This window comes from Candidatus Accumulibacter sp. ACC003 (assembly GCF_907163085.1).
Taxonomy (GTDB): domain Bacteria; phylum Pseudomonadota; class Gammaproteobacteria; order Burkholderiales; family Rhodocyclaceae; genus Accumulibacter.
The window spans coordinates 215,103-240,098 of record NZ_CAJQTX010000009.1 but is presented as its reverse complement, the minus strand read 5'-3'; the positions used below and the strand labels follow the sequence as shown (position 1 = coordinate 240,098).

Below are 24,996 nucleotides of genomic sequence, written 5' to 3'. Positions count from 1 at the left end.
CCGCGGCCGGCGATCATTGACCGAATCTGCCACGAAATGCGTCAGGATCTTCCCAACTTCAGATTTCCTGATCTCGGAGGAAACCGGGTTGGCACTTCAGACAAGAGTGAAGGTCATTCTTGCCCCGGTTTCCGGATGCGGAAAATCTTGCAGGGTGAGTTCCTCGAGGAGCGCGGCGATAGCGCGATCATGAGCTGGGCTGGCCATCCGGTGAATTTTGATGGTCAGGGTGTTGGCTAGCGCGTTCGGTTCGATGTCAGCGGAAGAAACGAACAATTCGCGAATGAGCGCACGTGCGTCGTCCTCCTTCTTCAAGTGGCGGCGCAATAGCGCCACCATGGCGGTCTCGGCCCGGTAGGCGACCATTTTCACGGTATCGCAGAGCATCTTGTTCAGCGGCGGCAGTTGGGTCGGTCGCTCGGTCTCGGGCAGACTGTCGATCGTCACCTTTCGGGGGCTTGCCTTGCGCGCCGCGCAAAGTCGCTTGAGCTCCTCCTGAACGGCCTGCAGTGCTTCGACAGACTCGGCGTTTTTCTGGATTTCGCCGCCGTCGTTCAAGGCCGTCCTGGCGATTGCGGCCTGCAGTTTTCTTTCGCTCTGGCGGGTTTGCCTGACGGCCTTGTCGAGTTCCCGCCAGCGGGGGTTAACGACCTGGTGAGTGCCGGGAAGAGATTCGTCTCCGTACTCGATAAGCCCATCAATATCATAATGTTCCATCATGTACGCGAAGTAGTTTTCCTGGCACCAACGGGCGAACATCCGCCCAGCGATGGTGGTGTTTCCGAGTTGCCGGGCGGTCGTGATCACGGCTGTTTGATGTCCCGTCTGGGTCAGCCGACGAACTTCGCTCACGGCCAGGCTGCCATCGCCTGTGCCGAGTCGGGTTTCGCGCATGGCGAGTTTCATCCCGGTGCTGCCGCCTGCCGGCAGATGGACTTCCTGTTCCTGAAACACCTCTTCGGACCAGAGGTCCTTGACGTTCTTGCGGTAGGTCAGTGCGCCGATGCGCTGTTTCCAGAGTCTGCCGAGGAGACTCTGGGTGGCCCCTTCCCGATCGAAGACCATGACAAACCGGTGCAGGGTCGGGTCGGCGTCCAGTTCGGCCGGCGTCGGCTGTCCCGGGACAATCTCCAGCAGTTGGGGGACGATGTCCTTGAGCAGGGTCTCGGCGAGTCCGTCATTGAGCGGCTGCGAAACCACAAAGAACGGGCGACCCAGGGCATCGTTAACCCAGTAGTCGGTGGTGCCCCGCAGGCACAGGCGTTCGCGCGAGACGTAGCGCTTCGACAGCCTGGCCTGCTCGCCGTGATACACCCGAACATGACCATCGACATACAGGTAACCCGCTTCTTCTGGCTCGCTTTCCATCCAGAGCTTCGCGAGATCCCGCATCCAGGCTGCCGGGTCACCCGTCTTGGCCAGCAGATGGACCTTTTCCCGCAGGGTGCGGACTTCCGGTACCCGGTCCAGGCCGATGACTTTGCCGAGTTCTCCGGGCGAGGTTTGTCGCAGATGTTCCGGCCGCTTGATTCGCCCCAGGGCCATGAAGCCGAGGACGAGAAGGATGTGCAAGGCGCTGTAGAATCCCCGGGGCAGCTTGAGATGGCGATCCAGGCCGGTCAGTAGCCCGTTCGCGCACAAGGCCGGCAAGCCGGCCAACAGCCCCCCCATCGCCACATCGTGGCTCGCTTCGAAGCGCGTCGTCGCACCGGTCGCCAATCCCAGCGCCGTTTGGATCCGCTCGTCGGCGCGCGTGCAGGCGGTGCCCATCCCCGCGGCGGCTTCCGCATCCGCCCGGCTGCGCTCACTCTTGGTGCTCGCCGCTTCCAACTCCCCTGCCTCTTGCGGCAAGGCGGCCAACTGCGGCACGCCCTGGCGCCGGATCGCCTTGCGCAGCGTCGACTCCTGGACGCCCACCTGCCGTGCCACTTCGGCAGGACGCTTTCCCTCGCTCAACAGCCGCGCGCATTCGGCACTCTTGTCCGGCGTCATGATCCGCGGCCGGCTCGCCGCCGCCGGTCGAAAGAAAGACGATGGCCCGGCTTTGCGGCTTTGTCCCACCCAGTTCATCAGCGTGCGGTGCGGGATGCACAGCGGTGGCCTTTCCAGTTCGACCGCCTTGACGTGCCCGTTCTCCATCAGGCTGGTCAGAGCGAACCTGCGGCCAGCGTCGTCTCCTACGGGGTGCGAGAAGTAATTGTCTCCCCCAACAAAGTAGATCGCTTGGCCATCCTTCTCCAGAATCGCCAACCCTTCTCCCACTTTCTGCGCACCATCCGGAAACCCTGGAAGCCACGATTGCCTCAACGTCTGCTCCTCCTTGCACTCCTAGCGAAGCTTGGTTTATGCCATAAGAAAATCATGGCCGTCAAAATAAAGTGCCACGTGCAATTCCGGAATTCTACCTACATTCCCGGCCGGGATCAGGAAATCTGAACTTCAAGCTCATCGGCGAGCAGATCAGCGCCGACGTCAGCCTTGCCGCCGGTCTGATCAAGACCGTCAACTCGCCGTACTTTGGCTGCCGTAGCCGCTGCCGTTCGGTCCATGAAGCGCTGCTCATGCTCGGTCTCGACGCGACCAGCCGGGCCATCGCGGCGATCAGTCTGCGCCAGGCTTTTCCGGGTTCGGCACACTACGAGCGTTTCTGGCAGGCTTCGGCGCAGATCGCCGCGCTCTCGGGTTGGCTCGCCCAGACGGTGAGGAAAGCGGGGCTGCGCGCCGACGATGCCTACACTTACGGTCTCTTCAGGGATTGTGGCATCGTCATTCTCCTGCGCCGCTTTCCCGATTACGTGAAGACGCTGGACCGCGCCAACCATGAGGCCGAACGCGCGTTCACCGACATCGAAATCGAGGCCCTGCCGACCAATCACAGCGTCGTTGGCGCCCTGCTGGCGCAGAACTGGTGGCTGCCGGAGGAGATCTGTCTGGCCATTCGCAACCATCACGACCGCAGTGCCATCGAGCATTTCGAGTCCGGCCTGCCCGCCGCCAGCCGCTATCTGGTGGCCGTCAGCCAGACCGCCGAGCACATCCTGCAGCATGCCACTGCCGGCAGCTACACCGAAGAATGGCAGAAGCTCGGCCCCTCCTGCATGCGTCTCCTCGGTATCGAGGACGCCGCCCTGGCCGAGCTCTACGATGAGGGTGCTGCGCTGATCAGGAGCAGCCAGTAAGAGGCGACATCGCTTCCCGCATATTTCGACCAGGATGCGCATCACGGTCGCCGCGCCAACGTCAGACGAATTCCAAGACCGACGCGAACGACGCCGCTTGATTGCTACAGCGATACCAGGATCGCTGGTCGAGAGCGTAGCCAGCCTGACAGCAAGCCGCTTTAGTGATCGGAGGGGGTTACTGGACTGCCGCGTCGCTACGCTCCTCGCAGTGACGGTGCTCAACGGGGTGTCGGGGAGGGTTGGCGAGGCGGTGCTGGCACTCGACACTCCGCATCCGGTGCGCAGGTAGCAGCCGGGCAGCTGGGGCTGCCCGAGGGCGAGGCGCCGATCGCCGGCGATGGCGCTGGGCATAATCCTGCAGCGGCGTGCTGAGCTGAAGCCGCCTAGCGATTCAGCGCCGGCGGCTCAGCAGCTGCCTGCGCCTGCCGGCGACAAGCCCTCAGGTTGACGCGGCGGCAGCCGGGTCGGCTGCTCCCGCCGCTGCAGCGTTGCTGCGTGCCTGTGCGACGCCGTCGGCGCGAAACAGATGCATCACCTGTGCTGGTAGCTCGAAGGGCAGCAAGTCGTCGATGGCGATGTCGTCGCGCGGGCTTTTGGCGAGCAGCGGCGCGCGGCTGCCCGGCAGGTCGAGATAGACGTGGCTGAGTTCGCCAAGACGCTCGACGTGGCAGACGCGCGCTTGCTGCGTCCCCTGCCCGAGCAGTACGTGTTCGGGGCGGATACCAAGCGTCACCGGCTCGTCCGGCGTCAGCCCCTGCGCCGACAGCTGCGCTTCGCAGACCATGCCGTGCACGTCGGCGACGACCATCCCGTCGCCCAGAGATTTTACCGTCGCCGCGATGAAGTTCATCGCTGGCGAGCCGATGAAGCCGGCGACGAAGCGATTCGCCGGCTGATGGTAGAGCTCCAGCGGCGGGCCGGCCTGGGCGACACTGAGCGCGTCAGCGCGGCCGGCGAGCGGCTGCAGCAGGACGATACGGTCGGCCAGCGTCATCGCCTCGACCTGGTCGTGCGTCACGTAGACCATGCTCGCCGAGCCGAGCGCGCGATGCAGGCGGGCGATTTCCAGGCGCGTCTGCACGCGTAGCGCGGCGTCAAGGTTGGAGAGTGGCTCGTCGAACAGGAAGACCTTCGGCTGGCGGACGATGGCACGGGCAATCGCCACCCGCTGGCGCTGCCCGCCCGAGAGCTCTTTTGGCCGGCGCTGCAGCAGACCGTCGAGCTGCAGGATGCGCACCGCCTCGGCGATGCGCGCTTCGATCTCGGCGGCCGGCAGCTTGCGGTGCTGCAGACCGAAGGACATGTTCTGATAGACGCTCATGTGCGGGTACAAGGCATAGCTCTGGAAAACCATCGCCACGTTGCGCCGCGCCGGCGGCAGGTCGTTGACCAGCACGCCGTCGATCTCGATCTCGCCGGCGCTGACATCCTCGAGGCCGGCAAGCAGGCGCAGCAGGGTCGACTTGCCACAACCCGAAGGCCCGACGAAGACGCAGAACTCGCCCGCTTCGATGTGCAGGTCGATGCCATTCAACACCGGCGTGCTGGCGAAGGATTTACTGACGCCGCGCAACTCGATGCGACTCATCGCGCCGCTCCCGTACCAGCTCTCATGGTCCTCACCCTTTCACTGCTCCGGCCGACAGACCGGCGACGATACGCCGCTGGAAAAGCACCACCAGCGCCACCAGCGGCAGGGTGACGATCACCGACGCGGCCATGATCTTGCCCCACGGCAGTTCGAAGCCGCTGGCGGTGCTGATCAGCGCAATCGCCACCGGCACCGTGCGCGCCGCGGTCGACAAGGTGAAGGTCAGCGCGAAAAGGAACTCGTTCCAGGCGGCGATGAAGGCGAGCAGGCCGGTGGCGACCATCGCCGGCCAGAGCAGCGGCATGTAGACCCGAAAAACCAGCGTCAGCACGCCGACGCCATCCATCGCCGCAGCCTCTTCAAGCTCCCTGGGCAACTGGCGCACGAAGGTCACCAATACCCAGACGGTGAACGGCAAGGTCAGCAGCAGGTCGGCGATGACCAGCGCGGCAAGCGTATCGTACAGGCCGAATGCCCGCACCAGCTCGAACATTCCCGACAGTACCGCCACCTGCGGCAGCATCGACGCCGACAGGATGAGCATCAGCAGCAGCCCGCGGCCGCGAAACTCGACGCGCCCGAAGGCCCACGCCGCCATCAGGCTCAGTCCCAGCGACAGTGTCACGACGCTGCCGGCGACGAACAGCGAGTTGAGCAGGTAGTGGGCGAAAGACTGCTCGGCAAAAACGCCGCTGTAGTTGGCAAAGGTCGGCGCCTCGGGCCACAGCGTCGGCGAGAAAAGGGCGCTGCCCTGCTTGAACGAACTCGACAGCGCATAGAGCAAGGGAAAGACCGAGACGAAGATGAACAGCAGCGAGGCCGCCCAGTAGCCGACGTCCCCCCAGGGGAAGCGACGACGGCTGGGCGCCTGCCGCCGAAGCGCAGCAGTCGTCGCCGTGGCAGCTTCGTGCCCGCCGCTCATGCCGCTGCGCGCTCGAAAGCCTTGCGCATCAGGCCCATGGCGACGATGCTCAGCAAGGCGATCATGAAGAACAGGCAGGTCGCTGCCGCCGAGCCGTAACCGACCAGGCCGAAGTCGATCAACTGCTCGCGTACGAACACCGACATGCTTTGCGTGTCGCGGCTGTTCGAGGTCATCACGTAGATCAGATCGAAGACGCGCAGCGCGTCGAGCGTGCGAAAGACCACCGCCACCAGGATTCCCGGCAGGATCAAGGGCAGTGTGATGCGACGGAACACCTGCCAGCGCGGCACGCCATCGACCTGCGCCGCCTCGTAGCAATCCACCGGCACCATCTGCAGCGCGGCCAGGATCAGCAGCGCCATGTAGGGCGTCGCTTTCCAGACATCGACCAGCACGATGCTGAACAGAGCGAGTTGCGGGTCAGCGGTCCACGCCAGCGGCGTGGCGATCAGGCCGAGCGCCAGCAGCTGCTGGTTGACGATGCCGAACTGGTCGTGCAGCATCCAGCTCCACATCTTGGCCGAAACCACCGTCGGGATCGCCCAGGGCACCAGCAGCGCCGCGCGCAACAGCGTGCGCAGCCGCGAAGGCTGGTTGAGCAGCAGCGCCACGCCCAGTCCGAGCAGGGTCTCGAGCGACACCGACAGGCCGGTAAACAGCAAGGTGTTGCCGACCGCGTGCCACCAGTCGGTGCTGGCCAGCAAGCCGTATTCGCCAACGTAGTTCTCCAGGCCGATGAAGGTGTAGTCGTCGAGGCGCGACAATTCGCTGTCGGTCAGGCTGAACCAGATCGTGCGCAGCAGCGGCCAGCCGCCGACTGCGGCGAGGACGAGCAGCATCGGCGCCGCCATCCACCAGGCGCGGCGCACGCGCTGCGCCGCCAGGCCGCCGCGTGGCACACTAGGAAAAGCCGCTTGAAGTACTGTCTCTGGCATGGCATCTCCGGGGCGACTCGCACGTCCGCTTATGGGCACTCGTCGCGCCCCGTGCGCAACAGGACCTTCTGGCCTGCGGCAGCGTATCCGCGAGCCTCAGCGCCAGGTGCCGCGCCGGCTCAGACGTTGCAGCGACGTTTCGAGCCTGGCCAGCGCCTGCGCTGGCGTTTCCCTGCCCGACAGCGTGTCGTGCGCGGCGTTCCAGAACTGGTGGCTGACCTGGTTGTAGCGCACACCGGTGACGCTCGTCGGCCGTGCGACGGCACTGGTGAAGGCGCTGAACAGCTCGCCCATGAAGGGGTTGGCCTGCAGGATCTCGGCGTCCTGGTAGAGCGCGCTGATCGTCGGGTTGAACGAGCCGCGCAAGGCGCGGTCTTTCTGCACCGCTGCACTGGTCATGTACAGGACCAGATTGGCCGCGGCGGCCGGGTGCTGCGAATATTTCGACACCGCCAGCGATTCGCCACCGAGCGTGGCCGCATGTTGCCCGGCGTCGTCGCCTCTGGGCAGCCGCGCGACGCCAACCTTGCCGCGGACGACACTGCCTTCGGCCTGCGCCAGCGCCCAGGCGTAAGGCCAGTTGCGCATGAATACCGCGTTGCCGGCCTGAAAGACGCCGCGCGACTCTTCTTCGGCGTAGTTGAGCACCGCCGTCGGCGAGATGCTGCCGACCCACGCGGCGGCTGTCTTCAGTGCCAGTGCAGCGCGCGGGTTGTTGACACTTATCTTGCCGTCGGCCTCGACAATGGCGCCACCGCCGTGGCTCGCCACCCACTCCAGCGCGTTGCAGCTCAGGCCTTCATAGGCACGACCCTGCCAGACTTAGCGCAGCCGTTGGCCGCAACCAAAAAGGTGTCGCCCCCGATACCGCCGGATTTAATTTGCGAGGACAATATCCTCAACCCCACGTAGGAGGTAGACCACCGCACGGCAAGGGAGGCGACATGGACATTTTCCTCAAGAAGCACCAAGAGTCAATCCTGGGTGTGGTCGAAGGCTTCGACCGGATCATCTTCAAGGGCTATTTGAGTTCGATGTTTCCGGATGGGTAAGTATTCGGTGAACCCGTAGCCCCCGCTTTTTTGGTCGGCGTGGTTCAGTCAGCGATTGGCGGGTAGACCGGAAATCTGGACTGGACACAGCAGCGGAAATCCGGCACCATGCGGCGCATGGACACGGGTGCGGACATCATTGGCGGAGGATCGGCGGCAAGTCACCGCCAAGTGGCGCCGTTCGCCGAGGTGTTGGTGACGTTGACCAAGGAGCAGGAAATCAAGCTCCGCTGGGAGGCCAGCTTCTGGCGGAGCCAACATCGACAAGCGCTGGTTCGGTTGGCGCAATCGGAGGCCGCTCATCGGGTGGAAATGGCGCAAGCGGCGGCGCGCGAGGCGGCCTTGCGCAGCGAACTGGAGCAGGCCAAGGGCAAGATCCGCGATCTGCAAAAACGCCTGTTTGGTCGCAAGTCAGAACGCTCTTCGGGAGCCGAGAAGAACCCGGCGGCGGACCAAAAATCGTCGCGAGCTCGAGGTCAGCAACCGGGAGCAGCGGGTCACGGGCGGAACCCGGAAAGTCACTTGCCGACGCAGATCGAGGTCATCGACATCGACTGCCCGCATTGCCCGGACTGTGGTCTGGGCTACGTCGACTTTCCCGGCACGGAAGACAGTGAAGTCCTCGAGATCGAGGTCAAGGCCTACCGCCGGAAGATCTGCCGGCGGCGCTACCGGCGGACCTGTCAGTGTTCGGGCGCGCGGGGTATTCTGACCGCGCCACCGCCGGCACGATTGATCCCGCGTGGAAAGTACGGCGTGTCGATCTGGGTGCACCTGCTGCTGTCGAAGTTCTTGTACGGCCAGCCGACGCATCGGCTTCTGCGAGACTTGTCCGACCACGGACTGACGCTCTCGGCAGGAACGGTGGCCGGCGGACTGCGTGCCTTGGCACCGCTGTTCGAGCCGCTTGAAGAAGCACTGCTTGGCCAACTACGCAGCGAGAAACAGTGGCACGCAGACGAGACCCGCTGGCGGGTCTTTGCCGAGACCGAAGGGAAGGTCGGACATCGCTGGTATTTCTGGGTGTTCCACGGCCCATCGGTCATCCACTTCGTGCTCGACCCGAGCCGCTCGGCGGCGGTGCCGATCCGGGAGCTCTCCGGTAGCGCCGGAGGAGTCATCATCTGTGATCGCTATTCGGCCTACAAGAAGCTCGCGCGAGTTCTTGACCACTTCATTCTGGCTTTCTGCTGGGCACATCAGCGGCGTGATTTCCTGGAACTGGCCAACGCCCATCCGGAGCTCGCGGACTGGGCACTGGCCTGGGTCGAGCAGATCGCTCAGCTCTACCACTTGAATGGACGGCGCCTGGAAGTCCGTAGCGACCCAGTACAGTGGGCCGAACGCGACCGCGCCTTGCGGCAGGCGATCACGCAAATGGCCAGTCAACGGGAAAGCGAACTGGCGAACCCGGCGCTCAAAATGCCGGCGAGCAAGGTGCTGCGAAGCATGCGCAAACATTGGTCCGGCCTGACCGTCTTTGTCGACCGCCCCGAGGTGGCGATGGACAATAATGCCGCCGAGCGCGCACAGCGCACGCCGGTGGTCGCACGCAAGAACTTCTATGGGTCGGGCAGTCTCTGGTCCGGCGCACTCGCCGCGACGATGTTCAGCTTGCTGCTGACGCTGCGCTTGTGGGGAATCAACCCGCGCACCTGGCTGACGGCGTATCTGGAGGCCTGCGCCGCCAACGGCAACCTGCCGCCGACGGACTTGAGTGCCTTTCTGCCCTGGGCGATGGCGACCGATCGACTGGCTCAGATGCGTGGCATCCCGGTCGATCAGAGCCGTCCCATCGATAGCTCGTGAAGCCTTATTGCGGGCGTCACTTTACCGACGACGAACTGCAGGCCCTCTGCCGCCTGATCGAAGCCCATCCTGGCAGCAGCCGCGCGCAACTGTCGCGCCAGGTGTGTGAGCTCTTCGACTGGCGTAAGCCCAATGGCGAGCTGAAGGATATGACCTGCCGGGTGGCCATGCTGCGTATGCAGGCCGACGGCCTGCTCACCCTGCCGGCGGCACGACGGGCCGCTCCTCGCCAACCCGAGTATCTGCCTACTCACGCCACCGATCCACAACCGTTGCTCACCCAGCCGGTGCATGAACTGCCGCCGCTGCGTCTGCATCAGGTCGTCGGTTCGGCGAACTCGCGTCTGTGGAACGAGTACATCGCCCGCTACCACTATCTCGGCCACACGCCCATGGCGGGCAGTCAGAGCCGCTACTTCGTCTTCGCCGGCGAGACCCTGGTCGCCTTGCTCAGCTTCGGCGCCAGCGCCTGGAAACTCGCCGCGCGCGAGCAATTCATCGGTTGGCACGATGAGCAGCGACAAAGGAACCTGCAACTGGTGGTGAACAATGCCCGCTTTCTGATCCTGCCCTGGATCCAGTGCAAGGGCCTGGCCTCCAAGATCCTCTCGCTTATGCAGCGGCAATTGCCCAAGGACTGGCTGGCGCGCTACGGCTACCGCCCCGTACTACTCGAAACCTTCGTCGAGACGCCCCGCCATCGCGGCACCTGCTACCAGGCCGCCAACTGGATCAAGGTCGGCCAAACCGCCGGCCGAGGCAAGAAGTGCCCCACCCGCAAGTCGATCCTCCCGATCAAGGATATCTGGCTCTATCCCCTTCACCGATCCTTCCGATCAGTCCTCTGCCGCTAACCCGCCTCGGCAATGGCGCTGGCGCGCTACGGGTTGGCCGAATACTTACCCGGATGGAGCGTTTGCTTGCTACCTGTCGAAGCGGGGCGTGCTGCTCAAGAATGCCGCGAAGTTCTTCGAGCGCGAAACCGAAACGGTCGTCCAACACGCCAAGACGATCGCCGCAGAAGCGGGGCGTCCCTACCGCTATCTGGCGTCTGCGCACACGCACGCCAGCGGTCGATCGAAGGAAGCGATGGCCCGTGCCATCGCCGAGCAAGACGAGATTACTGAAGGCCTGGTCTGCATCTTCTCGGTGATCGAACCCTGTGTCTCGTTTGCCATCGCCGGCAATCGCCAGACACAACGTCTGGAGGTCGTCCGGCGCAATCGCCGTTGCCTGCACCTGTACTGGTATCTGATCGACCCGGTTTTTGGCTGGATGCACGTGCGCATCCAGACCTGGGCGCCGTACGCCACTCAGATTTACGTCAATGGCCGGGAGTGGCTGTGTCGGCAACTGCCGCAAGTGGGTGTCGCCTTCGAGCGCAGCGACAACAAGATTGTCTGGGTGTCAGATTTCGAGGCCACCGCAAAACTGGCCGAGCAGTTCAATCACACCGACTGGCCAGCGTTCCTGATTCGTCAGGTGGCCCGCGTCAATCCGCTCTTGCCGGTCATCGCCGCGGCAAACTTCGACGGCTACTGGTTCGGCATCGACCAGGCCGAGGTCGCCACCGATATCCTGTTCAAGTCCAGAGCCGATCTCGAACGTATCCACCGGGACCTCGTCCATGCCGCCATCACCGGCTTCGGCGCCACGGACGTGATGCGCTTTCTCGGCCAAAAACCTCATCACGCCTTCACCGGCGAGGTCGTGATCGACAGCAAGAAGCGGCCCGAAGGTTGCCGGATCAAGTTCCGTATCCGACGTAACTCCGTCAAATTCTACGATCATCTCAATGTCTTGAGAATCGAGACCACCCTCAACAATCCGGCAGAGTTCAAGACCCTCACCTCCTCAGAAAATGCCGAGGGCAAGGTCGTCTGTCGGTGGTCGCCCATGCGTAAAGGGGTCTCGAATTTCTGGCGCTATGCCGAAGTCGCTCACGGTGCCAACTCGCGCCTGATCGACGCCTTGGCCAATGCTCCCCTTCAAGGCCAGGCGATCGAGGCCCTCGATCGCTTGTGCCGGTCACAGAGCAAAGCCGGTCGGCACGTCGCCGCTTTCAACCCGGTTACCCCGGAAAACGTCGCTCTGTTCTCGGCGCTGCTGGCCGGCGAGTTCGCCATCAATGGCTTTCGCAACCGCGATCTCCAGGGCAAGCTTTACTCGCTTCCTGCCAAAGACCCCGCTGAGATCAAGCGGCGCACGCACCGAACCAGCCGTCTGATCGCCAAACTGCGCGGTCATGGCTTGATCGCCAAGGTCACCAACTCTCGCCTCTACCGCCTCACGCAAAACGGCGTGAAAGCCATGTGGGCGGCGGTCCGCTGCCGCCGTATCGACTTCCCAAGCGCTTTCAACATGTCAGAATCATTCGTGCAATAGAGACAAGTTTTGCGGGGGAATTTCATAGCCCCACATCCGCTGCTTGCCGGCCGCCCGCTCGCCGTCCTGGATCCTGCGCGCGCTGGCCGTCAGCACGTTCCACGTTTCCGGCACCTGTTGCCCGTACTTCTGCAGCAGGTCGCTGCGGTAGAAGAGCAGCCCGGCGTTGGCGAACCAGGGCATGGCGACGAGTCGGCCGTGGCTGCTGTTGTTGGCGATAAAGCCCGGAAAGTGTGCTTTCTCGACGCCACTGGCGTAAGGCCGCAGGTCGAGCAAGTGGCTACCGAGCAGGCCCGGCCAGATGACATCGACCTGCAGGACATCGACCTTGTCGGAGCGCGCCGACAGCAACTGCTGGTACAAGGCCAGCCGTTCGCTGGCGTCGTTGGGCGGGGTGACGATGTTCACCGTGTTGCCCGTCTTCCTGGCCCAGGCTTCGGCGGCCCCTTTACAGAATTCGAGTTCCTGGCCGACGCCCGAGCAGGCGATACTGATCGTCGCCGCGTGCGCGGTGCCCAGGGCGCTCGCGAACAGGGCGCTGGCGAAAAGCAGGGCGCGGGCGGTGCGTGCCGAAAGGTGGTTCATGCGCTGTCTCCCGTGTGTTTTCGTTGCCGCAAATGGTCAACGCTGCGCAACGCCCCGGTGCTGTCCAGGTGCGGGTTGCGCTGCGGGAAAGCGACGTAGAAGAACGATTTCGAGCACGGTCGGCAGCCGCCTGACCCGCAGCATGCTGGCGATGGCGCAGAGCACGGCCAGGCCGAGATCGCCAACGATGATCGGCAAGCGCCGCCGGTCGGTGTTCGACGGGCGGCGCTTAGGCCAGGAAACGCAGAAACGGGGTCACGTTTTGCCTATTGCCCGAGGCACGGGCAAGACCTGACTCCGCGCGCGCCGGCCTTGCTGATGCCGGCGTTGCGCAGGAGACGGGTCGCTGATGATCAGCCGCGTTGGCGGCGACGTGCCAGTTGCATCCCTACGAAACCCAGCCCAACCAGGGCCAGCGAAAGCGGCTCGGGAACTGGTTTGGGATCACCCTTCGCTGTCGCCGCGGCGAGGAGATACGAACCGCCGAATCGGAAGGTGTCGAAGGTGCCTTCGCCGAGATCCAGCCGGATGCCGCGGAAAGCAAAGTCATTGAAACCGCCCGGGGTCGAGATCGGCGCAAGGGCGGCGAGATCGAAGCTGGCGACTTCCAGGCCCGCCGACCACACCGAAATCACCGGTGGATCGCCAACGCCTGGGGCGTAATTGAAAAAGGCGCCGAACTCGCTGATCGGGGTGGCGAAAGCGAACTGCGCATAGCCCGTGCCGCTGTCCACACCGGCGTAAACCGACGGCAGGCCAAAGCTGCCGTTTGCGCCCAGACCGTAGGATCCCTGGCCGAGCACCGAACCGCTACCGGAATTACCGCCACCGCCGGGTGCTGCCGTAAAAGTGATCCCGCCCGGGATGGGTTCCGGACCGAAAGTGAAGTTGTAGGAGCCGTTGGCGTACGCCGAAAGATCCAATGCCGGTCCGGCGTAGGTGGCATGGTCGGTGAGCAGCGTCGCCGCTTGGGCGCCGCCGGCAAAGGCCAATGCTACGAGAAGGGACAGTCGTTTCATGGGAAATTCTCCTTGTCTGGGGTTGAAGTGCGTCACGCTATCAACAAAGCAAAATGCGTGCCTATTAGAAAAGTCTATACGAAACAATGGCTCGGCTTGGGGTGCTGCTGCGCCGTGTAAAAATTTCCGACAGCTTTTGTCGCTGGGCAGCAAGAGCGTTGAGCAAGACCGGGAAATCCCCTGGCTCGCCCGAGGTGGCTGGAGAATAAGGTCGGCACGCCATCGCCGCCGATGACGCGGTCCCCGGTTGCCGGGCGCAGGCGTGTGACGAGCATGCCGGTGCCCTCGCGATAGCGGCGCTGGTGAGCGACCAGATCGCGCGGCGTCAGGCGCAGCGCGCCGCCCCGGCCCGCGTCGAGCAGGCTGCAGAGCAGCGCCTCCTGGTAGTGCCGTTCGCTGCCCACCGCGAGGTGTGCAATCTTCTGGCTGGCCTTCGGAGTGCGCCGCCAAGAAAACGACGGCGCCCAATAGTTAGCGGTTACACTGATTTCAGCTTCGCGGCGGTCACTGCCGGCGGCGGGCTGCGTAGCGACCACGGCGCTACGCGCCGCTCCTTCCACGCCCGAGGCCATGCCGGAGCAAATGTCGTAAGCGATCAGTTCCTCTGGACCAGGCGATGGGAATTCGTGCAATCAAGGCAAGTTCCGCCTAACGAAAATCGAGGGCCTCATGAACGTACATCCAGCAACGCTCAAACAAGTCGGAATGACTCTGGGGTGATCATCATGACCGCGGCGTTTCCCCACGCCAACGCGATTGCCGCCAACCGAATATTCAATCTGCACCTGAAGAACATCGACTCCAAGCCAGCGACCTTCACGATCAAGACGGTTGGCCCCTGTTATGAGGGAAGTCCGGGCTTGGGCGAGATTTTTGCGAACGTTGCCCCGGGCGCGCAAGCGACGATCACCCTCGCCCGAATCCAGGGGCACGGGTGTGACGGCAAGGGCGGCGAACTCGGTGTCGAGTTCAATCCGCCAGACGGACATCGAAGCATCCAGAACTTTCAGTTTGACAACGCCGGTTCGCACTGGCTGACCGCGGCCGCCAACACCTACGGCGGAAAATTGAGCGCCAAGGCGGCTGACGAGAGCTATACGTATACGACCGTTCAGAGCCTGAAGGTCAGCGCCGGCAAAGCGATCGGCAGCTGGGAACCCGTCTGCGCGGGAATGTGCAACAGGAACCGTTCGAAAGAGACGACGCTCCAGAAGACGGCCGAAACGACCCACAGTCAAGAGACCATGAACGCCGTATCGGTGGCCCTTGAAGCGGGCGTCGAGTTTGGCGGGGCGTCGGCCAAGACCACCGTCACGGCGAGCCAGGAGAAGCGGATCGGACAGTCGATGAGCGAATCCTTCATGCGCGGCGAAACCAATACGGACACCAGCAATTACGTCCTGTCAACGGCGGAAATGAGGGGCCTTAACATCTATGCGGTCTGGCAATGGGCGGCGAAGACGAAGCTGAATACGGGCGAAGAGATCGTCGTGTTGAGTAACAACATTACCTGTACGCGGAATGCGGAAAAGCCAAAGTACCTGCCGGGAAGCCCTGAAGATCTGGTCGCCTGCAAAGGCGGAGCGGCACCAGCGGCCAGCGCGGCGGCGCCGGCAGCGGCATCTGTGCCGGATCTGCAAGGGACTTATCAGCGGGAGTCGGCGCAGAACGATTGGCACAAGGGGACGCTGCGCGGGCAGCCCCTGCGCTGGACGAATGCGGCTGGTGCGACCTGGGGTTTTGACGCGCAACCGCTCCGCGTTTCGGCGACCGAGCTGGTGTTGCAGACCAATACCGAGAATCCCTACTTCAAGTCGGGTGGCAAGACCTTCGACTTTGTTCTCGAAAACGGCAAGGTCGTCGGTTTTCGCTTCTTTGGCGAGAAGGAAATGTACCGGCGGACCGGCAACTGAATCGGCGCGCCAGCGCGCTTGAATGGTGATGGCGCAGGGCGCGATCGCGCCCTGCGCTTCTTCAAAAACCTTGAGCTACCGAGCCTTGCGCTGCGGTAGAAGGGCAATTCATCGAACCGCCGGCTGCATGCCCTGTCGTCCGGTGGGGCAGGAGCGGAGGAGTCCGGGAGGTCTTCTCGCATGGCGATCAACTACCGACGATTAACGAAGGAGGCGGCATGGGCTGGTTTTCGAAGGCGGACAAGGATTTCTTTCTGGCGACGGTCGAGCCGGGCACGCACAGCGTGCGCATCGACAAATATCTCGGCGTCGTGAATGGCGAGGCGATCATCGGCGCCAATATTTTCCGCGATCTTTTCGCGTCCGTACGAGACGTCGTCGGCGGTCGTGCCGGTGGCTATGAGCGGGCGCTCTCGGGCGCCCGCGATGCAGCGATGGAGGACATGATCGAGGCGGCGAAGGAGATGGGAGCCAACGGCGTCGTCGGAGTCGACTTTGACTACGAAGTGCTCGGGGAAACCAACGGCATGATGATGGTGGCAGTCAGTGGAACGGCGGTCAGGATCGCCTGAGTGCCGGCTGGCACGCGAACATCGCGGCGGCCATTTTCGACGCCCCCCAGCCAAGGGTCTCGACCTTCATCACCAGGGGCCTTGGCGACTGTCATGACGCTTAGTCGAGCCTGGCGCCCGCCACGTCGTCTTTCGCGCTTTGTCCGGGAATCGTCATGTACAGGCGCTTGTCCCTGCCGCCAGAGCCGGAGAAGACGTTGGCTCTGAGCCTTGGTGTCACTATCCTGGGTTGATACAACTGGTAGAGCTGCGTCACCAGTTGTACGTAATTGCGCGTTTCCGGATACGGCGGAATGGTGTTCTTGTGCTGCTGGACGGCGCCTTCGCCGGCGTTGTAGGAAGCCAGCACCAGATCTTGCTGATCTGGAAACAGGCGCTGAAGGTCACGCAGGTAACGCGCCGCCAAGCGGATATTGGTCTTGGGGTCGCTCAACTTCTCTTCAAGGGTATTCTTCTTGTCGCCGCGCAAGCCATAGCGCTCGGCCGTAGCCGGCATGACCTGCATCAGGCCAATCGCTCCCTTGGGCGAAATCGCGTCGGGATTAAAACCCGATTCGGCCGCCATGACGGCCTTGAGCAAGGCGGAATCGACGGCGAAGTCGTCGCCGGCCGATTTCAGGAAGGGCTCGAATTTCTTCAGGTTTGGATGTTTGGACAAATAGCGCAACACTTCGGGCCTTTCTGCACCGCTGGCCAGCGATGAAGACGAATACAGCGCATCGCCGCGCGCGAATAACTGGTAGCGCGCATCGATCTTTTCGGTGGCCAGGTGTGCGACGCCTTGTTCGTCGACGTAACCATAAATGCTCGCCAGGGCGCTCGCCGAAGCGACGTAGAGGGCAAGCGCGAGAACAAGACGGTTAATCAGCATTCGCTGGCATTCGGTAGTGTTGCATTCTTGACGAGACCTTCAGCAAGCCTGCAAGCAAGGCTGGGCCGAAGCGTTGTGATCGCTGACATAGGCATCTGCCAAAGCGCTTGTGGGTTCCCTGAAGGGAAAGCATCCCGCTCGGCGAGCGTTGCCGGGCGCCACGGCCGACGCAGCGTCAACGCCAGGAGAAAGATCTCTGGATTGCCATGTCGGCTGCGCCGCCGCGCAATGACGCGCGGACCAGGCACCTCGCGAGGGAATCGCTGCCGCTCCGTGCTCAGAGTGCAACACTATACTGGTTGCCGGCGTTGCCGTCGCATTCACGGAACGTTTCGGCGAGCGGCGCCGCCGCATCAGCTCCTGGGGACCACGTCGCTCACCGGCGACGACTCGATCTGCGACAGCAATTGCTGCAGCGCCTGCCGCAGCGACGTCGCTTCGGCCGTCGCGGCATTGGCTTCGACGAGCGACAGCGCCCAGCGGGCGATCGCCGCGGCCGCTTCGGCGTCGCCACGCGTGCGCGCTTGTTCCGCCCACAGCTTCGCCTGACGAAGGAAATCAGCGTCGAAGGCGACTGCCAGCTCGTTCGCCGCCAGCGTCTGGCAAAGCCGCACGCCCGGGGCGCCGGCTGCCGCCGTCAAGCGGACGTCGCTGTCGCTGCCGTCAGCGCCGGCCTTGCCCGAGGCCGCGCGCGACGCCAGGCCGAAAGTCCTTCGCGCCCACGCCGCTTCCGGGGCGCGAGAGCCCAGCAGCGGCGTGATGGAGTCCTTGAACCATTGATAGCGGTACAAACGATGCTGCCCGCCAAGGCCGGCGTCACCGCCCTTGGCGCCCTTGCCAGGCGCCGCGCAGCCGCCGGGCGGCCCGCCTTCGACGCCAGTGTCGAGCGCTGCTGGCAGCGCCTCGCCGATCGTCACGTCGATCGTGCCGCCATCGCCACCGCGTCCCGGGCGCCCGGGCGGCCCGCCGTCGCCGCCCCTGGCGCCGTCATGACCCGGCTCGCCGTAAGCCACCGACAGAAAATACGACAGCCCGAACTTCTTCAGAACGCGGCCGCCAAAGCGGCCACCGGTCTTGCGCGGATTGAACGCACCGTTGCTCGCCGACGCCGTCGTCGGCTGCACGCCCTTGCCGCCGCCCTGGCTGTCGCCGCCACAAGAACCGCAGGCGAGCAGGCGCGGCGCCGATCGCACGCGCTGGCAGACGATGCGCACGACGCCGCCGGCGACGCCGGCAACGCCGTCCTGACCGCGCTGCCCGTCGACGGCCGGCGCTGTACCGCTGGCGGCCGAAGCTTCGCTCCAGGGGGTTGGCGGTGTGCGGCCGCTGACGTCGATGATCGCGTCGCTGCCAACCATTTCGCGACAACGAAGATGCAAGCGGCCACCCGGCAAGGCGAATTCGCCGCGGACGCGTAGCTGGTCGGCGTCGACGGCGAGCTGCGTGATGCCGCCGGCGAGCAGCGTTCGGGCCAGAGTGGCGTCGAGCTCGACACGTCGGCCGACGATCCGCAAGCGTGACTTCTCAGGCATCGTTTCCTCCCGCGTCGTCGGCCAGGACGTCCACCACGAAGCGCTCGATCAGTGGCGCGGCTGGCGTGCTCTGGCTGCCGGCCGGCATGCTGCGGAGTCCGGCAGCGTCTCCGACTCCGGTGACTCCGGTGAATCCGGTGAATCCGGTGAATCCGGTGAATCCGCTGATCACCGCCGACCCGGAAAACTGCAGTTCGAGGCATTCGCACGCCGACAGGTCGAGCCCAGGAATACCGCCGACCGGAAGGCTCACGCGCCATTCGGTGAACGGCGTTGGTTCGAAAAAGACAGCGGCCATGCGGGCTATCGGTTCGCCGCCGAAGCTCACCTCGGTCGCCGTATCGACGTCGCCGGCTACCGGCAACTGGCTCACTCCGCTCCGGTGCCGGTAGCCGAATCCCAGGCGCAAGGGGCGCCCGGCGAAATCGAAGGCGCGCTCGGGGCGGCCATAGCGGTCGCGGTAATGGTCGCTGGTCGACAGTTGCAAAAGGATCTCGGTGCCCGGCGGGCAGCGTGCGCCGCGCAGGTAGGCACGCACCTGCGAAACGCGGATGCGTGCGTAGTGGGGGAAGTTTTCGGCGGCCATCGGCAGGTCGATGGCCAACGTTCCGTGCGTCGCGAACTGCTCGCGGCGGGTCGCGTCGAATTCCACCGACAACGATTGGCGCCAGGCTTGCGGCCGCGGATCGAAGCGCTCAAAGGCCTGTACCAGATCGTCGGCGGCGCGAGCGAGCGCAGCGCGTAGTTCGGCGGTACTCAGCGCCGGGTCGGCGCTGGCCTGGCCGTCGTCGAGGGCAAAATAATGGTGCGCAGCGGCAAGATTGTCGATCGCCAGCACGACCCGCGCCTTGATATCGTCACGCGCGCGCTCGAAGCGCAGGCGCAGCGATTCCTGCAGCGGCTGGTCGGCAGCGATGGCCGCGATCTCGGTAGCCACCGTCTCCTGGTCGGCCTCGTCGCGCTCGAGCGTCCACACCATCTGCAGGAAACCCTGGGCGTCGGCGACGACGTGCTCCTGGGCGAAGAACCTGGCCTTGCCGCGAATCGCCAGCTTGCGCAGTTCGCTGAGGTAGTCCTGCGCCCCCGGCACCTCGGCGTCGATCGCCGGCTGCAGCAAGGGGCCAAGATCCTCGACCAGCAGGTCCCAGTCCTCGGCAGCGATACTCGAGCCGGCGTCGGGCAGCGTTTGCGCTTCGCTCGCGATCCTGGCCGCCAGCTCGGTGGCGGAAATTCCCGCGGCGACGGCTTCGCGAACTTTGTTGAGCCCGTCGATGATCGATTTCAGCGTCTCGACGCCGCCGACCGCGTCGACCAGGCGCTTGATCGCCGCGATCAGGCGGGCAATACGGCTGGCGGCAAGCGCGGCGCCGGCGGTCGCCTCGGCCGCTGCCGCCGTTCCGGCCGCCGCGCCGACGGGGTTGGCCACGCACACCGCGGCGATCGCGATGCCGATGCCCAGCGCCGCTTGCAGTGACGCCCAAATGATCTGTTCGCGCTGCCAGCGGTCGAGCCCGTCGTCGAATTTTCTGCGGGCCTCGTTCGCGCTGCGCAGCTGCTCTCTTAGATGCGCGTCTTTCTGCTCCAGCAAGCCGCGCGACGCAGCCAGATTCCCTTCGCTCTGCTCGAACAGATTCCGCGTCAAGCGGGCGGCGCTGGCCACTCGCGCCAGCAGACTCTGCGCCGCGCCCTGGCGCACGCCGAGATCGTACTGGCGGTCGTCGACGACCCGCAGATCGTCCTCCACCGCCGCGAGCGCGTCGACCAGCGCCTGCGCCTGCGTGACGTAGAGCTGGCGGTCGAGGTAGGGCAGCAGCGCAAAGCGGCGTGTCGGTGAACGCAAGACGCTGAGGAGTTGCATGCTCTCGGCAAAGAGCCGCGCCTGTCGTGGGTCGCCGACGCTGCCGCTGACCACCCAGCGCGCACGCTCGAGAGCGTCGGCGGGGGCGCGTACGCGCCGGGCGCGCGCGGACTGCAGCACGCTGATCAGCAGCAGCGGGTCGCCCGGCAGGTCGGCGAGCTCGCTGACCTCGAGCTGCGTTTCGTTGCCCGCCGCCGTGCAACGCAGCGCATAGCCCTGTGGCGTGGTTGCCGCCACCTCGAGCGGCACTTTGAGGCCGCTGAAGCGCAGCGCGAAGGCGGCTGCTGCTTGGCCCTCGATGCGGCCGACGAATACCCGCCACGACGACTCTTGCAGCGCAGCGGCGAAGGCGATAGTCGCCGGCGTCGGGCAAACGAGGACGCGCACGTGCAGGTCCAGCGAACGGACGAGGAGGTCTACCGAGCAGTCGACGAGCAACTTGTCGGCACAGATCAGCACCGGCTGCTCGGGCGGCAGCTGCCGCAGTTCGTCGCTGATCGCCGCCAGCGAGAGCTGGCCAAAGTGCACGAAGCGCTTGACGGCCTGGCTTGATTCGCTGCTGGCCATCATTTCGCCGCTCGCGACTTCTTCCGGCGCTTCTTGCCCGCTTGGTACACACGTTCGAGTCGCACCAGCGCGGCGTCCTGCTGGCGGATACGGGCGATCTGGCGGACCGCCTTGTCGTACTTCTCCTGGGTGACGTCGTCACCCATCAGCGCGGCCGCCAGAACGGCACTCTGGATGGCGTTGAGCGGTGCCTTCGACGGCGCCGGGGCGGTGTGCAGCAGCGCGCGTGGGCGGGGGATCTCGGGCAGGTCGCTACGCGGTGTGCTGCGGCTGAGCACCGGCGCCAGCGTCGGCGCCGCCGCGACGCGCCGGCTCTTCAGCCAGTCTTTGCCGGCGCGGCTGGAAAGGTTCTGCCAATCGCGCAGCGTCGCCAGGATAGCCGTGTGGTCGTATTCGGTGCCGCCAGTTGGCGCGCGAAAAACCGTCCCCGGCTCGATCCACGGTGAAACCAGCACCGCCGGCACGCGGACGCCGTAGCGATCGAAAGCAAAGGGTTTCTGGGGCTTGCTGGCATCCGGTCTGACCGCTCCCCACGGTGTCGCTACATGGTCGTAGCAACCGCCGTGCTCGTCGTAGGTGATGACCAGTAGCGTGTTGCGCCAGCCCGGTCCGCTGCTCACCGCTTGCCACACCTCGTGCAGAAAGTTGTCGCCCAAGGCCACGTCGTGCGGCGGATGCTGGTCGTTCTTCTTTTCGAGAAAGCTTGGCTCGACGAAGGAGTATGACGGCAGCGTGCCGAGCGCGGCGTCGTTGCAGAACTCGGTGAAGCCACGGAAATGCCCCTGCAGCAATGGATTGCCGAGCTGCGTGACGAACTGCGAGCGGGTCAGCGTCGGCGTGATGATGCTGTCGGCGTAAACTTTCCAGGTGACGCCGAGCTCGTGCAGGACGTTGAAGATGGTCGGCGTGTTGTAGTACAGCGGATTCGGCGGCGTCCAGTCGTCGACGTCCTTGTCGAGGTTGTTCACCCGCCCGCAGGACGTGCCGGCATGGACAAAGGCTCGATTGGGCCAGGTTTGGCAGGGCAGCGACGCGAACCAGCGATCGCACACCGCGTAGTTGCGCGCCAGCGCCGAGAGCACCGGCAGCTGCGCCGGACTGAAGCAGTCCATGATCAGCCGCGGGTCGGCCTTGGGCTGTTCGCTCGAGCGGATCGCGTCGGCGAAATCGGCGACGAAGCCCTGCATGTCGGCGAGCTTGCCGGTGGTGGGTTGCTGGGTGCCGAACAACTGGCGGCTCATGTAGCGGAACTGCTCGTGCGGATCCGGGTCGGGAACGATCATCGAGCGTGCTCGCTGCGTGGCGTAGGCGCGGCGGTCTTCGGGCACCTGCTCGGGCGGCTTGCCGATGTCGGCGGCGTCGATCGGATTCCAGTAACGCCTCGCTTCGAGTCCGTCAAAAGTCGCTGGCTGTTGCGCCGGAATGTTGTGCGGTGCTTGGTTGCCCTGGTCGGCGTAAAGCCAACCGAGGAGATTGTCGAACGAGCGGTTCTCCATCATCACCACGACGACGTGCGCAATCTGCGCCTTGCCGAGCGGCAGCAAGGGCGCGCGTGGCCAGGCGAATGGCCAGCGTTCGTCGACCTGCCACGGGCTGCCGGGCAGATTGCGCCCGCCGACCATGGCTTCGCCTTTGGCCTGCGCTCGCACGCTGCTCGCCGCCAGGTCGAGGGTCAGCGTCAGCGAAGCGGTGAAGCCGCTGCGCAGGCGACGCGGGCCGAGCATGGCGTTTACGCGGAAGCTGCGGCTGAGCTTGCGTGCTGACAAGCGGCCCGAGCCGAGGCGCTGGCGACCGGCCTTCGGCAGCGGCTTGGGAACCACGAAGTAGGCCGTCACCTGCAGCTGGTCGGCGCGAACCACCTCATAGTCGATCTCGAAGACTCCAGCGTAGCGAATCGTAGGCATGGCTTCCTCCGACTGACACGAACTTCAACAGGGCTTGACGCAGTATCCCGGACTCGGGTTGCCGGAGTCAAACGACGATTTTCGGCCAGTCCGCGATCGGCGCCGCGCCGTTGGCGCGCTCGCCGCGTTCTGCAAGCAATCGCCCGGGCTGTCGTCTGGACTTCGTTTGGCCGTCGTTTGGCTTAATGCAGGGCAAACAGCGTCAGCTGCATGGCCTGCTTGCGGACTTCCAGCAGCTGCCGGTAGTCGGCACTCGCCGCCCAGCGGCTGGCGTCTGCCAAAGTCGGAAATTCGAGTTCGACGAAGGCGTCGAAGGCGCCGCAGTTGAGCTCGTTCCAGTACGAATGCACCAGCGTTCGCCGGTCGGTGATCACGCCGCCGTATTTTTCGACGGTCACCCCAACTTTGCTTCGGTACTCGTCAAAGGCCGCGGCATCGACGAGCTTGATCAGGCCGATCAGTTTCGTTGCCATGCTGTTCTCCCGCGCCCTTGCGTCCTGCCCAGCGTCGCGCTTGCGCTTGCCGCTGGTCGTCGGTGGTCGCCGCTGCTGCTGCCGAAAGCGAGGGCAAGGACGATCAACGTGGCCTGCTGAAGTCGTCGGCTAGCCACGCGCTGGCGCTGTTGACGCTCAGTTTGAATCCGGCGTGCACGCGGACCTCTGCCAGTTGCTCGCCGAGCGCGTCGTGCGCGGCCAGCAAGGCGTGCGGGTCGTACTCGTCGGGGACGATATCGAGCGTCACCGTGATCCGTCCGGCCGGCGTGTCCACGTTCACGCTCTTGTGATACAGCGCATACAACTGCTGCTCGTGACGGCGCAGGACTTCCGACGCCGTCTTGACCAGCGTGTTGAATGCCGAGGTGTCAAGCGGTTTGGGGTTCTTCTTGTCACGACCCATGGTCCATGGGCCGACCAGTGCCGGCTCGGCTTCGCCGTCCTTGCTCATCGCCACCGCCCAGCCTTCGCCGTCCTCGTTCTTGATAACGCGTGCCGTCCAGCCGTTGCTGACCCACAGCCGCGGTTCGTTTACGGCGGTCGGCGCTTCGCTCTCGCTGGTCGCGTCTGATGCCTCGTCTCGCATGCTGATCTTTCCTATTTCTTGCCGCCATCTCTTGGCGAGGACGCGCTGCTGCTGGTCTTCGCGTCCGGCGCTTGCCGGTGGTTGCCAATCACCCCCTTGAGCGGGCAGATCTTGAATGCCGGGCACTTCTGGCAGCCGGCGACGACGGCTATTGGGCAAAGAGTCATGGTCGTTCCTGGTGATTTTGCGGGAGTCGACGAGTATGAACGCGATGCTCGCCAGAAAGTAGGGTGCTTTACCTAAGGCCGTATCTCGTACGTCCCTTTCCGGCAATCGTCGACGATCAGCAGTTGTCGCCCGGTCAGCAGGCCGACCGAGACCGCCGATTCCGAAACGGGCTTTACGGCACCGGTCAGCGGCGCTGCTAGTGGGCAGCGACCGGCGTCAAGCAGCTGCTCACCGTTCATCCCGACGATCCGCAGCTGCCGGCGCGTCGTGTCGGGGACCAGCAGGTACATCCGGTCGGCGATCGACACGACGGTCGACAAGGCAAGCTCGGGCGAGCCATAGACGTGATTCGAGAAGCCATCGAGCGCGGCTATTTCGAGCAAGTCGCTGCCCTCTCGCCGGAAGACCTTCAAGCGGCCGCCGACGTGCGGCGTGATGACCGCGGCGATCTCGGCGCGTCCGTCGCTGTCGAGGTCGGCAACGCCGACCGGGTTCAGCCAGCGCATCGGCGTACCGATCGCTGCCGATTGTGCGGTGATTTCGAGGCGCTTGGCGCGCAAGCCGATCATCACCAGCCGCGATCCCTTTTCGCGCTGGCTGACGATGGCGAGAATTTCTTGAGGATCATCCGCTGCCAGCCTGACCAGCCGTGGCTCGAGATCCTCGAACACCTCGTCGTCGGGAAGCTGCAGGCTGAGCTCGCGGCCGCTGTCGGTGCGCGCTGTCAGGCGAGCATACTCGTGTGGTCGGCCGAGCGCGAAGTGGCCGTAACGATCAACCGGTGCGTCATAGTGCGCGGCGATTATGGCTTCGGCGCCGGCTGCTCCTGCGGCTGCTGCGCAAAGCGCGAAAAGTGCGACTAACGCAGCGATGGCGAACGCGCGGTGCGGTGCTGCGCTCACCAGCTGAAACCATCTGAACATGGCGGCTCATTGGTGCTGACGCACAGGCGTCAGGTGGAGGTGCGGGGTAGGGCCGTCCCGGGCGAAGGCGATGGGCACCTGCGCTTGCTCAACCGAGGGACGAAAAGCCTGGCGGCGCAAGGGCT

General features: G+C 64.6%; 23 protein-coding genes. 6 read left to right on the top strand and 17 right to left on the bottom strand.

The window, feature by feature from the left end:
* Positions 1 to 96: 96 nt before the first annotated feature.
* Positions 97 to 2,250 (bottom strand): helix-turn-helix domain-containing protein, encoded by a 2,154-nt coding sequence (locus QZ656_RS19555; protein ID WP_291992066.1) that lies wholly within the window; start codon positions 2,248 to 2,250, stop codon positions 97 to 99.
* Positions 2,251 to 2,378: 128 nt separating this feature from the next.
* Between QZ656_RS19555 and QZ656_RS19550 the strand changes: the two genes are divergently transcribed.
* Positions 2,379 to 3,179, top strand: coding sequence for an HDOD domain-containing protein (locus QZ656_RS19550; protein WP_291994952.1), 801 nt, complete (start codon positions 2,379 to 2,381; stop codon positions 3,177 to 3,179).
* 442 nt (positions 3,180 to 3,621) lie between these two features.
* Here QZ656_RS19550 and QZ656_RS19545 read toward each other — a convergent pair whose 3' ends face one another.
* The 4 genes from QZ656_RS19545 to QZ656_RS19530 form a co-directional block, all read right to left on the bottom strand.
* Positions 3,622 to 4,770: an ATP-binding cassette domain-containing protein gene (locus QZ656_RS19545; RefSeq protein WP_291994951.1), complete on the bottom strand. Its 1,149-nt coding sequence runs from the start codon at positions 4,768 to 4,770 to the stop codon at positions 3,622 to 3,624.
* A 31-nt stretch (positions 4,771 to 4,801) separates the two neighbouring features.
* Positions 4,802 to 5,695: a carbohydrate ABC transporter permease gene (locus QZ656_RS19540; RefSeq protein WP_291994950.1), complete on the bottom strand. Its 894-nt coding sequence runs from the start codon at positions 5,693 to 5,695 to the stop codon at positions 4,802 to 4,804.
* Positions 5,692 to 6,633, bottom strand: coding sequence for a sugar ABC transporter permease (locus QZ656_RS19535; protein WP_291994949.1), 942 nt, complete (start codon positions 6,631 to 6,633; stop codon positions 5,692 to 5,694). The genes QZ656_RS19540 and QZ656_RS19535 overlap by 4 nt, the downstream gene beginning before the upstream one ends.
* 96 nt (positions 6,634 to 6,729) lie before the next feature.
* Positions 6,730 to 7,404, bottom strand: coding sequence for an extracellular solute-binding protein (locus tag QZ656_RS19530; protein WP_366522205.1), 675 nt, complete (start codon positions 7,402 to 7,404; stop codon positions 6,730 to 6,732).
* Positions 7,405 to 7,793: 389 nt separating this feature from the next.
* Between QZ656_RS19530 and QZ656_RS19525 the strand changes: the two genes are divergently transcribed.
* The 3 genes from QZ656_RS19525 (at position 7,794) to QZ656_RS19515 (ending at position 11,879) form a co-directional block, all read left to right on the top strand.
* Positions 7,794 to 9,494, top strand: coding sequence for an IS66 family transposase (locus tag QZ656_RS19525; protein WP_291991655.1), 1,701 nt, complete (start codon positions 7,794 to 7,796; stop codon positions 9,492 to 9,494).
* A complete protein-coding gene (locus QZ656_RS19520; RefSeq protein ID WP_291991654.1) occupies positions 9,491 to 10,348 on the top strand; it encodes a DUF4338 domain-containing protein in 858 nt (285 codons plus the stop codon). Before QZ656_RS19525 ends, QZ656_RS19520 begins: the two co-directional genes overlap by 4 nt.
* Before the next feature lie 88 nt (positions 10,349 to 10,436).
* Positions 10,437 to 11,879 (top strand): hypothetical protein, encoded by a 1,443-nt coding sequence (locus tag QZ656_RS19515; RefSeq protein WP_291994948.1) that lies wholly within the window; start codon positions 10,437 to 10,439, stop codon positions 11,877 to 11,879.
* Here QZ656_RS19515 and QZ656_RS19510 read toward each other — a convergent pair.
* The 4 genes from QZ656_RS19510 to QZ656_RS19495 form a co-directional block, all read right to left on the bottom strand.
* Positions 11,865 to 12,464 (bottom strand): extracellular solute-binding protein, encoded by a 600-nt coding sequence (locus QZ656_RS19510; RefSeq protein ID WP_291994947.1) that lies wholly within the window; start codon positions 12,462 to 12,464, stop codon positions 11,865 to 11,867. The two genes, QZ656_RS19515 and QZ656_RS19510, sit on opposite strands and share 15 nt — an antisense overlap.
* Positions 12,465 to 12,500: 36 nt before the next feature.
* Positions 12,501 to 12,662, bottom strand: coding sequence for a hypothetical protein (locus QZ656_RS19505; RefSeq protein WP_291994946.1), 162 nt, complete (start codon positions 12,660 to 12,662; stop codon positions 12,501 to 12,503).
* Between the two features lie 155 nt (positions 12,663 to 12,817).
* Complete coding sequence (locus tag QZ656_RS19500; protein ID WP_291994945.1) at positions 12,818 to 13,483, bottom strand: PEP-CTERM sorting domain-containing protein; 666 nt, start codon at positions 13,481 to 13,483, stop codon at positions 12,818 to 12,820.
* A gap of 74 nt (positions 13,484 to 13,557) precedes the next feature.
* Positions 13,558 to 14,115 carry a hypothetical protein gene (locus tag QZ656_RS19495; RefSeq protein WP_291994944.1) on the bottom strand — a complete coding sequence of 186 codons (558 nt, stop codon included), beginning with the start codon at positions 14,113 to 14,115 and terminating at the stop codon, positions 13,558 to 13,560.
* Positions 14,116 to 14,199: 84 nt separating this feature from the next.
* Between QZ656_RS19495 and QZ656_RS19490 the strand changes: the two genes are divergently transcribed.
* The gene (locus QZ656_RS19490) at positions 14,200 to 15,396 is read left to right on the top strand and encodes a hypothetical protein (RefSeq protein WP_291994943.1); all 1,197 of its coding nucleotides are present in this window, start codon (positions 14,200 to 14,202) and stop codon (positions 15,394 to 15,396) included.
* Positions 15,397 to 15,614: 218 nt separating this feature from the next.
* A complete protein-coding gene (locus tag QZ656_RS19485; protein ID WP_291994942.1) occupies positions 15,615 to 15,968 on the top strand; it encodes a heavy metal-binding domain-containing protein in 354 nt (117 codons plus the stop codon).
* 100 nt (positions 15,969 to 16,068) lie between these two features.
* Here QZ656_RS19485 and QZ656_RS19480 read toward each other — a convergent pair whose 3' ends face one another.
* The 8 genes from QZ656_RS19480 to QZ656_RS19445 form a co-directional block, all read right to left on the bottom strand.
* Positions 16,069 to 16,839: a lytic transglycosylase domain-containing protein gene (locus QZ656_RS19480; RefSeq protein WP_291994941.1), complete on the bottom strand. Its 771-nt coding sequence runs from the start codon at positions 16,837 to 16,839 to the stop codon at positions 16,069 to 16,071.
* 353 nt (positions 16,840 to 17,192) lie between these two features.
* Entirely contained in the window at positions 17,193 to 18,371 is a 1,179-nt protein-coding gene (locus tag QZ656_RS19475) for a hypothetical protein (protein WP_291994940.1), read from the bottom strand.
* Positions 18,364 to 20,799: a hypothetical protein gene (locus QZ656_RS19470; protein WP_291994939.1), complete on the bottom strand. Its 2,436-nt coding sequence runs from the start codon at positions 20,797 to 20,799 to the stop codon at positions 18,364 to 18,366. The genes QZ656_RS19475 and QZ656_RS19470 overlap by 8 nt, the downstream gene beginning before the upstream one ends.
* Entirely contained in the window at positions 20,796 to 22,700 is a 1,905-nt protein-coding gene (locus tag QZ656_RS19465) for an alkaline phosphatase family protein (protein ID WP_291994938.1), read from the bottom strand. Before QZ656_RS19465 ends, QZ656_RS19470 begins: the two co-directional genes overlap by 4 nt.
* Positions 22,701 to 22,882: 182 nt before the next feature.
* The gene (locus tag QZ656_RS19460) at positions 22,883 to 23,173 is read right to left on the bottom strand and encodes a DUF1330 domain-containing protein (protein ID WP_291994937.1); all 291 of its coding nucleotides are present in this window, start codon (positions 23,171 to 23,173) and stop codon (positions 22,883 to 22,885) included.
* A 103-nt stretch (positions 23,174 to 23,276) separates the two neighbouring features.
* Entirely contained in the window at positions 23,277 to 23,780 is a 504-nt protein-coding gene (locus tag QZ656_RS19455) for a hypothetical protein (RefSeq protein ID WP_291994936.1), read from the bottom strand.
* Positions 23,781 to 23,791: 11 nt separating this feature from the next.
* On the bottom strand, positions 23,792 to 23,947 hold the full coding sequence (locus tag QZ656_RS19450; RefSeq protein ID WP_291994935.1) for a hypothetical protein: 156 nt from the start codon (positions 23,945 to 23,947) through the stop codon (positions 23,792 to 23,794).
* A gap of 72 nt (positions 23,948 to 24,019) precedes the next feature.
* Positions 24,020 to 24,871 carry a hypothetical protein gene (locus QZ656_RS19445; protein WP_291994934.1) on the bottom strand — a complete coding sequence of 284 codons (852 nt, stop codon included), beginning with the start codon at positions 24,869 to 24,871 and terminating at the stop codon, positions 24,020 to 24,022.
* Between the last annotated feature and the right edge of the window lie 125 nt (positions 24,872 to 24,996).